Here is a 9,097-nt window from a genome sequence, read left to right as displayed (position 1 = left end):
GAAGGCCCTGGCCGTGGGTGCCGGTCGCCATCGCGCCCGCCAGCTTTTGCACCGCAATCACGCCAGGCGACGCGGCCAGCATGCGATCCATTGCGGTCAGCCGGATATAGAGGTCGTTGAGCGTGGTGCCCGCCGCCACGGTGACGCTCTGCTCATCCTGCGCCAGCAGGCCGGAGAGGGCGCTGATATCCACCAGCACGTCATCCTCTTCGACGTCCAGCATACGGCCTGGCGACAAACGGCTGCCCACCACGCGCACGCGGCCCTGCGTGCCGCGCAAAATTTGCTGTAGCTCCGCTTCGTTACGCGGTTGATGCAGTTGCCGCCGGCTACCGATGCGGGCGTTTTGCGCCCAGTTCCACAGCGACTCATCCTGGTCGCTGAGGGTAGTGTTGCGAAGGGGATAGCGTTCGACGTCTCTGCTCACGACTACATTCCTGTGTTGAGATCGGTGAATTTAGTGAGTTAAGCGTAGCCCATCGCAGCGTTGTCGCTTCCCTTAAGCCGGTTTACGGATGTAGCGCAGCGTCGCCGTCACCGCCAGCTGGCGATTGCGACGGATACTCTCCTCTTCGCTGTTATCCGGGCTGAAGAGCGCGTTAAAGGTGTAGCGGTTGGAGACGTGATGCACGCAGATGCTGCTAATCAGGCGGTGAACGTCGATGGTTTCGACCTCACGAATAAAGATGCCCTGCTGCTGGCCGCGCGTCAGAATATCGTCCAGCAGGTCGAGGGCGCTGCGGTTCAGCGCCTTGATGCGCGGCGACTGGCTGATATAGCGGCCGCGCAACAGGTTTTCCGTACAGACCAGCCGCATAAAATCGGGATGCGAGACATGGTAGTCGAAGCTGGCTTCCACCAGCTTGCTCATCGCCAGCTCAGGCTCCATCGCCGCCAGGTTCAGGCCGGTCTCATGCTCACGGATCGCCTGATAGACCTGTTCAAGCACCTCGATATAGAGCTTCTCTTTGGTGCCGAAATGGTAAACCACCATGCGTTTGGTGGTCTGCGCGTTTTCGGCGATCTGCTCCAGACGCGCGCCCTGCATGCCGTACTCGGCAAAAGTCGTCAGGGCGCCCGCGATAATGCGTTTTTTCAGCCCTTCAGGATCGTTTTTTCTTTTTGGTGTGGTATCTGACATAGCGTTCAGTAACAAGGATGGTTAAGCGGTTATGGTATCACAGCGCGGCAGGCGGGCATTTACAGATCCAGGGGAAATGGTAAGGCGAGGGTTTCAAAGAGTGAGCTGTTATTGCACCGGCGGGAATGTTTAGCGCGTCGGGTTATTCGCAGTATTGCGCCAAAAACCAAAAGCCCGCTCAGGTTTCCCTGAGCGGGCTTTTTAAATCTGGCTCCTCTGACTGGGATTGCCTTTGCCGGTAACGGCAATAACCGGCAGCTGTTTTACATATCTTGCAGCCTGCGTTGAGTCAGTAACTGGCGACGCTGGAAGGGGAGCAGCAATGATTAGTCCGCACCGTGACGCCGACCGAGGCTGGAAACATTCTTTATATGCACGCCCAGACGATTTTACGTCAGTGCGAGCAGGCGCGCCGCGCTCTGAACTGCGCCGGTCAGGCGCTCAACGGGCAAGTGACCGTCGATCTGTCCCTCGGCAGCAGCGCAGCGCCCGACGTGGCCGCCAACTGTTACAACCCGGGTGCTTTCCACATCGACGTTGTTAACGCCCTGTCTACTAACCCAAGTTGGTCCGAATAAACTGCCTGCCAGTTACTCTTCTGCAGCAGATAAATTTCATGATTCGCCGTGTCGGGTTGATACTCTCGTTCCCAACGCACTAAGGATTCCCCGGTTTCGGCGAGGGTAGAATAGACTCCCGCCGCGACGCCTGCGGCAATCGCGCAGCCCAGGGCAGTGGCTTCTTTCACCACCGGCACTTTTACCGGAATGCCGGTCACGTCACTGAGGATCTGGCACCACAACTTTCCTTTCGAGCCGCCACCCGCGAACACAAGCGACTTGGCGCGGACGCCGGAGAACTCGGCAATCAAGTCCAGGTTGCAGGCTGAGACAATCGCGGCGTTTTCCTCCAGGGCGCGGAACAGGGTTTGCTTATTGCAGCGTTCAGGATCAATCGACAAATTGATAAAAGAAGGCGCGGCGTGATACCAGGTTTTGAAATGCATCGCATCAGAGAAAATCGGTGTGATGCCCCATGAGCCGACTGGCACGCGGGCAGCCATATCCTCCAACAGCGAGTAGGTGTCGACCCCCAGACGCTGGGAGAGCAGCTTTTCTTCGGAGCAGAAGGCGTCGCGGAACCAGCGCATGGTCAGGCCGGTGAAAAAGCTGATCGACTCGGCTTGCGCCATACCGGGGATGACATGCGGATTGATGCGGATGTTCATTTCCGGATCGGTGACGGGCTTTGGCAGGTTAACCACTTGCTGCCAGAAGGTGCCGCCCAGCACGGCGGTCTGACCGGCGCACACCACGCCCAGCCCCAGCGTGCCAAGCTGTACATCGCCGCCGCCCATGCCCACGGGCGTACCAGCCTGTAAACCGCTGGCTTCTGCTGCTCTGGCTGTGACGGAGCCCAGCCGGGTGCCGGTTTCGGCTACTGGAGAGAGCATATCGGCGCGCAGACCGGCCATGTCGAGCAGCTCTGGGCGCCAGTTGCGGGTGGCGAGGTCTAACATGCCGGTGGTGCCCGCGTTAGAGGGGTCTACCGCCAGCTCGCCACTCAGCATAAAGGCCAGCCAGTCGCTAATCATGGTGACGGTGGCAGCCTGACGATAAATATCCGGGCGATGATGCGCCAGCCACAGCAGGCGCGGCATGGCACTTAGCGCCAGCGTCTGGCCGGAGCATTCATACACTTCGCGCTCAAATTCAAAGTCGTGAATTTCCTTTAGCTCGGAGACTTCGCGACTGGCGCGAGCATCAACGTTGGCGCAGGCCCAGATGGGTTCACCGGCTTTATTATAGAGAACGATGCCTTCGCGCATTGAACAGGCGGCGACGGCGCGAATACTTGAGGCGGGGAGTTGTGCTTCATGCAGGGCCTGGCGAATGCACTGGCAGGCCAACTGCCAGTTCTTGCTCAAATCAAACTCCATCGAACCGGGCACGTCCGGCACCGCCAGATGGATCCACTCGGCCTGCCCCGCGGCTATCTGCTCACCTTCGAGATTGAAAATCACCGCGCGGATACTGCCCGTGCCGGCATCCAGTGCCATCAAATAAGCATCGTTTTTTGTTGCAGATGATGTGCTCATAGTCCGCCTCTCATAACGGTTTTTATCCATACCCGTTACCGTCGCCACGCAGAACACATCTTGCGCGTTAATCGAGTAGCGCCAACATCGCCTGCGCCGTGCTCTCTTCGGTAACCAGTGCGTTGATTCGTTTACCTTTCAGCGCCGCGATAATCGCCTCGGCTTTTTCCACCCCGGCGGCGACGCCCAACACGGTGGGAATATTGGCTAAATCATCTGGCGAGACGGCAATCAGCTCGTCGTGGATCGTCATGTTCTCCGCCAGCTCGCCGTTGCGCTGCATGAAGTAGCCGAGAATGTCGCCGACCGCGCCTTTGCGGCCAAAAATCAGTTGTTCGCCTTCGCTGATATAGCCCGAGCGCAGGATCGTCGCGTCGTGCTTCTGGTTCAGTGAGCCAATGCCGACGATGGCAATGTCTGCCGCGCAGGCCGCCAGCATCACGTCATGTACGCTGCGCTCCTGGCGGAAAATCGCCGCGACGCTGGCGGACGAGGCCCGTAGTGGTGCAGGGATAATGCTTACGCCACAGGCCGCGTCGAGCTGGCCGATGCCAGTCATATAAGGCCCGACGCCGCCGGACAGCGTCACCATGCGAATCTGCTGCGAGCTGATAAACCCACTCAGATGCTGCAGGGTGCTCATCGCCGTTTCGCCAAAACCCACCGCCAGCAGCTGATCGGGCTTGAGCAAGGTCATCAGCATATGCGCGGCACCCACGCCCAAACGGCTGCTCAAAACGCCTTCCGACAGGTGCGGTAACACGCGGATATGCTGCAAATCAAAGCGATCCAGTAAGGTGTTTTCCAGCGCCAGACACCCCTCAAAGCGCGAGTTAATCTGCACGCGGATCACCCCAGACTGGCGGCCTTTTTCCAGCAAGCGTGAGACTTTCAGGCGCGTCAGCCCCAGCCGGTCACCGATCTCATTTTGGGTCAGGCCGTCGTGGTAATAGAACCACGCGGTGCGGGCCAACAGCTCTTCTTCGCCCATGCCATATTCCATTGGGATAGTCAGGTTGGACTGATTTGCTTTGTCATTCATAGTGAACACTTATCAAAATATAGATCAATTGTTCGTTAACGAAATGATGTTAACTGTGATGGGTATGGCAAATATTGAAGGATTGCCGTGTGAATCATAACGCAGAATATATGGATTAAACAAACCGTGATCGCTGTTCAGGTTTTATCCACCGCTGCAGACTAGGCTTTTGAACAATATTAAACGGTAAATACATTTGTTCATTGAGTGTGTTTTTAATCAGAGGCCGCTTCATGCACACAGACTCTCTTAACGCGTTATTACACGTTTCCGGTGTCAGCAAAGGCTTTTCCGGCGTGGCGGTACTTAAAAATATCGACTTTACCCTGCACGGCGGAGAGATCCACGCGCTGCTGGGAGGCAATGGCGCGGGAAAATCCACTTTGATGAAAATCATCGCCGGGGTCGAGGTGGCGGACAGCGGAACGCTGTGGCTGAACGGTAAAGTGCACACCGGTATGACGCCCGCCAGGGCCCATCAGGCAGGGATCTATCTGGTGCCGCAGGAGCCGATGCTCTTCCCCAGCCTGACGGTAAAGGAGAACATCTTGTTCCGTTTGCCCGCCCATCAGGCCAGTGCTGACAAGCTGAAACAGCGTCTTGACCAGTTGGGCTGCACTTTACCTCTCGGCGCGCTGGCGGGGACGCTGGAAGTCGCCGACCAGCAGCTGGTAGAGATTCTGCGCGGGCTGATGCGCGACGCGCGGCTGCTGATCCTTGATGAACCTACGGCGTCGCTGACTCCTGCTGAATCCGCGCGGCTGTTTACTCAGGTTAAAAAGCTGGCTGCGCAGGGCGTCGGCGTGGTGTTTATCTCCCACAAGCTGCCTGAAATTCGTCAGATTGCCGACCGCGTCAGCGTGATGCGTGACGGCAAGATTGCCCTCAGCGGCGCACTGAGCGAGCTTGATAACGACCAGCTGATTCAGGCCATTACCCCGCAGGCGGCCGAAACGGCGCTGCCCGCCGAACAGAAGCTATGGCTGGATCTGCCCGGTTCGCGCCGTAATGGCGCAGCCGGTACGCCAGTGCTACAGGTGGAAAATCTCACCGGCGAGGGCTTTATTGATATTTCCCTGACGGTGAATGCCGGAGAAATCGTCGGGCTGGCCGGCGTGGTGGGGGCCGGGCGCACCGAGTTGGCGGAAACGCTGTATGGCCTGCGCGCCGCCCGGGCCGGGCAGGTGTGGCTGGCGGGGCGCGATATCACTTCGCTCAATACCCTGGCCCGACTGGAACAGGGACTGGTCTACCTGCCCGAAGATCGCCAGGCCTCCGGCTTATATCTTGACGCCTCGCTGTCATGGAACACCACTTCGCTGACCTTTAACCGCACCGGCTGGTGGCTTAACCCCAAACGTGAGGCCGCCGTGCTCGAGCGCTACCACCGCGCGCTTGGCATCAAATATTCTCACGGCGACCAGCACGCCCGCACGCTGTCCGGCGGTAATCAACAAAAACTGCTGATTGCCAAGTGTCTTGAAGCTGACCCCGCGCTGCTGATTGTCGATGAGCCAACCCGTGGCGTGGACGTTTCCGCCCGCGCCGACATCTACCAACTGCTGCAAAGCGTGGTGAAACAAAATGTCGCTGTGCTGCTGATTTCTTCCGACCTGGACGAGATAGAAGAGCTGGCGGACCGGGTCTTTGTCATGCATCAGGGGGAGATGAGCGGCGAGCTGCGCGGTGGCGATATTAACGTTAACGGCATCATGCATATCGCCTTCGGCAATGCGCACCAACCCGTCCCTGTCAACGCTTTAGAGGGAGAAGCCTGATGCTGAGACTGATTCAGAATAACCGTGAGCTGACCGCGCTACTGGCGATTATCGCGCTGTTCGGCCTGCTCGGCACGATGGACAGCCACTCCTTTAGCTTCCAGACGCTGGGGATGATTTTCGGCAGTGCGCAGATCCTGATGCTGCTGGCGATGGGTGCCACGTTAGTGATGCTGACCCGCAATATCGACGTGTCGGTGGGGTCGATAACCGGGCTGTGCGCCGTATCGCTGGGCATCTTGCTCAATAGCGGTCTTGCTTTGCCGCTGGCCTGTCTGGCGACGCTGGCGGTAGGGATCGCGGCGGGCTTATTCAACGGCGTGCTGGTGACGTGGCTGCGTATTCCGGCGATTGTCGCCACCCTCGGCACTCTGGGTTTATACCGCGGATTGATGCTGCTGCTGACCGGCGGCAAGTGGATTGAGGGGCTACCTGCTGACTTAAAAGCTCTTTCTACGCCGCTGGTGCTGGGCATTTCTCCTCTCGGGCTGCTGGTGATTGTTCTGTTGTTAGTGATGTTCTGGGTGCTGTCGCGCACGCCTTTTGGCCGCAGCTTTTACGCCGTCGGGGACAATCTACAGGGCGCGCGCCAGCTCGGCGTGCCGGTGAACCGCATACGTATTCTGGCTTTTGGCATTAATGGCTCGATGGCGGCGCTGGCCGGGATTGTCTTCGCGTCGCAGATTGGATTTGTCCCGAACCAAACCGGCAGCGGGCTGGAAATGAAAGCCATTGCTGCCTGCGTGCTGGGGGGAATCAGCCTGCTTGGCGGCACCGGCAGCCTTGTTGGCGCGGTGCTGGGGGCCTATTTCCTGACACAAATCGACAGCGTGTTAGTGCTGCTACGCCTGCCCGCGTGGTGGAACGACTTCATCGCGGGCGTCGTGTTGCTGGCGGTACTGGTGTTTGACGGGCGTCTGCGGCAGGCACTCGACAAAAACCTGCGCCTCCAGAAGTACGCCCGTTTCCAGCCGAAAGCGGCGGGGGTGGCAAGAGCCAAAACCAAATCGTCGGAGACGCGCACTTCCCGACGTATGAACACCAATAAAAGCGGGGTGCTGTGATGAACAATCTGAAGCGTTACGGCTGGGAGGGGACATTGCTGGCCCTGCTGGTGGTGGAGATTTTACTGTTCGGCCTTACCAACCCGCGCATGCTGGACGTTAACACGCTGCTGTACAGCACCAGCGATTTTATCACCATAGGTATTGTGGCGCTGCCGCTGACAATGGTGATTGTTAGCGGCGGCATCGATATTTCATTCGGTTCAACCATCGGCCTGTGCGCCATTGCGCTCGGCGTGCTGTGCCAAGCGGGCGTGCCTCTGCCGCTGGCGATTGGTCTGACGCTGGCGCTTGGCACTGCCTGTGGCCTGCTCAATGCCACGCTGATCCTCTATACCGGCGTTAATCCGCTGGTGATCACCCTCGGCACGTTATACCTGTTCGGCGGCAGCGCGCTGCTCCTCTCCGGACTGGCAGGCGCGACAGGCTTTGAAGGGATCGGCGGCTTCCCGGCGGCCTTTACTGACTTCGCTAACCAGGTGCTGCTGGGCCTGCCAATGCCGCTGCTGATTTTTCTTTTAGCGACGCTGTTCTTCTGGGGCTTGATGCACCGCACGCGTACCGGCCGCAATGTGTTTCTGATTGGGCAAAATGCCCGCGTGGCGCGCTATGGCGCTCTGCCAGTCAGCCGCACCTTATTCGTGCTTTATGGCATGACCGGGCTGGCCTCGGCAGCGGCGGCAATAGTCATGACATCCTACTTCGGCTCGGCGCGTTCGGATCTTGGCGTCTCCTTACTCATGCCTGCCATCACCGCGGTGGTGCTTGGCGGCGCGAATATTTATGGCGGTTCTGGCTCGGTGCTCGGCACGGCGCTGGCGACCTTGCTGATTGGCTATTTGCAACAAGGGCTGCAAATGATCGGCATTTCCAGTCAGGTTTCCAGCGCATTCTCCGGCGCGCTGCTGATTCTGGTAGTGATTGGCCGCTCAGCCAGCCTCAACCGTGGCCTGCTTCGCAGTGTTTTCCAGCGCTATTACCGCCGCTGGTCTGCGCCTTCTGCTTCTCTGACCTCGAAATAATGTGGAGTGAATGATGAAAATAACCGCGTGGAAAACCCTGTTCGCTGTCAGTGCATTAGCTTTGGTTTGTGCCAGTGTACAGGCGGCCGATCGCATAGCCTTTATCCCGAAACTGGTAGGGGTCGGTTACTTCACCAGCGGCGGCAATGGGGCAATGGCGGCGGGAAAAGAGCTGGGTGTCGATGTGACCTACGACGGCCCGACGGAGCCAAGCGTGTCGGGGCAGGTGCAGATGATTAACAACTTCGTTAATCAGGGTTATGGCGCCATTGTCGTGGCGGCAGTCTCCCCAGACGGCCTGTGCCCGGCCTTGAAACGCGCCATGCAGCGTGGGGTGAAAGTCCTGACCTGGGACTCGGACACCAGGCCCGACTGCCGCTCGATTTACATCAATCAGGGTACGCCGCAGCAGCTGGGTTCCATGCTGGTGGATATGACTGCCAGCCAGGTCACTAAAGAGAAAGCCAAAGTGGCTTTTTTTTACTCCAGCCCCACGGTAACTGACCAGAACCAGTGGGTGAAAGAGGCAAAAGCCAGCATCGCCAAAGCGCATCCAGGCTGGGAAATCGTCACCACGCAGTACGGCTATAACGACGCCACCAGGTCGCTGCAAACCGCCGAGGGCATTATGAAGTCGTGGAATGACCTCGACGCCATCATCGCGCCAGACGCTAATGCTTTGCCAGCGGCGGCGCAGGCGGCGGAAAACCTCGGACGCAAGGATATCGCCATCGTCGGCTTTAGCACACCAAACGTCATGCGACCCTATGTCGAGCGCGGGACAGTGAAACAGTTCGGCCTGTGGGACGTGGTCGCGCAGGGCAAGATTTCAGTTTATGTCGCCGAACAGCTGCTGAAAAAGGGCGGGCTAAACGTGGGCGACAAGCTGGATGTGCCGAAAATCGGCCAGGTTGAAGTCTCGCCAAACAGCGTGCAGGGCTACCAGTATGAA

At 58.6% G+C, this 9,097-nt stretch carries 8 protein-coding genes and 1 pseudogene; 5 read left to right on the top strand and 4 right to left on the bottom strand.

Annotated elements, in window-relative coordinates; all coding sequences use genetic code 11:
• Both B3797_RS12615 and B3797_RS12610 read right to left on the bottom strand, forming a co-directional pair.
• The coding region (locus B3797_RS12615; protein WP_311791254.1) for an FAD-binding protein at window positions 1-427 on the bottom strand (427 nt) is incomplete at its 3' end.
• A gap of 72 nt (window positions 428-499) precedes the next feature.
• On the bottom strand, window positions 500-1,141 hold the full coding sequence (locus tag B3797_RS12610; RefSeq protein ID WP_120453410.1) for a TetR family transcriptional regulator: 642 nt from the start codon (window positions 1,139-1,141) through the stop codon (window positions 500-502).
• A gap of 254 nt (window positions 1,142-1,395) precedes the next feature.
• Between B3797_RS12610 and B3797_RS12605 the strand changes: the two are divergent.
• Window positions 1,396-1,629: pseudogene (locus B3797_RS12605) on the top strand (nitrogen assimilation transcriptional regulator); the annotation flags it as partial.
• Window positions 1,630-1,649: 20 nt separating this feature from the next.
• Here the strand turns inward: B3797_RS12605 and lsrK are convergent.
• Entirely contained in the window at window positions 1,650-3,239 is a 1,590-nt protein-coding gene (gene lsrK, locus B3797_RS12600; RefSeq protein ID WP_311791253.1) for an autoinducer-2 kinase, read from the bottom strand.
• A 67-nt stretch (window positions 3,240-3,306) separates the two neighbouring features.
• The gene (lsrR, locus tag B3797_RS12595; protein WP_240629439.1) at window positions 3,307-4,281 is read right to left on the bottom strand and encodes a transcriptional regulator LsrR; all 975 of its coding nucleotides are present in this window, start codon (window positions 4,279-4,281) and stop codon (window positions 3,307-3,309) included.
• Between the two features lie 233 nt (window positions 4,282-4,514).
• On the opposite strand from lsrR, the gene lsrA reads away from it, so the two are divergent.
• The 4 genes from lsrA to lsrB all read left to right on the top strand — a co-directional run.
• A complete protein-coding gene (gene lsrA, locus B3797_RS12590) occupies window positions 4,515-6,059 on the top strand; it encodes an autoinducer 2 ABC transporter ATP-binding protein LsrA (RefSeq protein ID WP_311791252.1) in 1,545 nt (514 codons plus the stop codon).
• Window positions 6,059-7,123, top strand: coding sequence for an autoinducer 2 ABC transporter permease LsrC (gene lsrC, locus B3797_RS12585; RefSeq protein ID WP_311791251.1), 1,065 nt, complete (start codon window positions 6,059-6,061; stop codon window positions 7,121-7,123). Before lsrA ends, lsrC begins: the two co-directional genes overlap by 1 nt.
• Window positions 7,123-8,145, top strand: a complete 1,023-nt coding sequence (gene lsrD, locus B3797_RS12580; protein WP_120453418.1) for an autoinducer 2 ABC transporter permease LsrD — start codon at window positions 7,123-7,125, stop codon at window positions 8,143-8,145. Before lsrC ends, lsrD begins: the two co-directional genes overlap by 1 nt.
• 13 nt (window positions 8,146-8,158) lie before the next feature.
• A partial coding sequence (lsrB, locus tag B3797_RS12575) for an autoinducer 2 ABC transporter substrate-binding protein LsrB (RefSeq protein ID WP_311791284.1) occupies window positions 8,159-9,097 on the top strand: 939 nt, incomplete at its 3' end.

Source organism: Pantoea sp. UBA5923, assembly GCF_002431095.1.
In the GTDB taxonomy this organism is placed as follows: domain Bacteria; phylum Pseudomonadota; class Gammaproteobacteria; order Enterobacterales; family Enterobacteriaceae; genus Pantoea; species Pantoea piersonii.
The sequence above is the reverse complement of the archived record's forward strand: the minus strand, read 5'-3'. Positions and strand labels throughout refer to the sequence as shown.

Coding starts and splice junctions, on each gene's coding strand:
- B3797_RS12610 (WP_120453410.1), bottom strand. CDS start 1,141: ATGTCAGATACCACACCAAAAAGAAAAAACGATCCTGAAGGGCTGAAA.
- lsrK (WP_311791253.1), bottom strand. CDS start 3,239: ATGAGCACATCATCTGCAACAAAAAACGATGCTTATTTGATGGCACTG.
- lsrR (WP_240629439.1), bottom strand. CDS start 4,281: ATGAATGACAAAGCAAATCAGTCCAACCTGACTATCCCAATGGAATAT.
- lsrA (WP_311791252.1), top strand. CDS start 4,515: ATGCACACAGACTCTCTTAACGCGTTATTACACGTTTCCGGTGTCAGC.
- lsrC (WP_311791251.1), top strand. CDS start 6,059: ATGCTGAGACTGATTCAGAATAACCGTGAGCTGACCGCGCTACTGGCG.
- lsrD (WP_120453418.1), top strand. CDS start 7,123: ATGAACAATCTGAAGCGTTACGGCTGGGAGGGGACATTGCTGGCCCTG.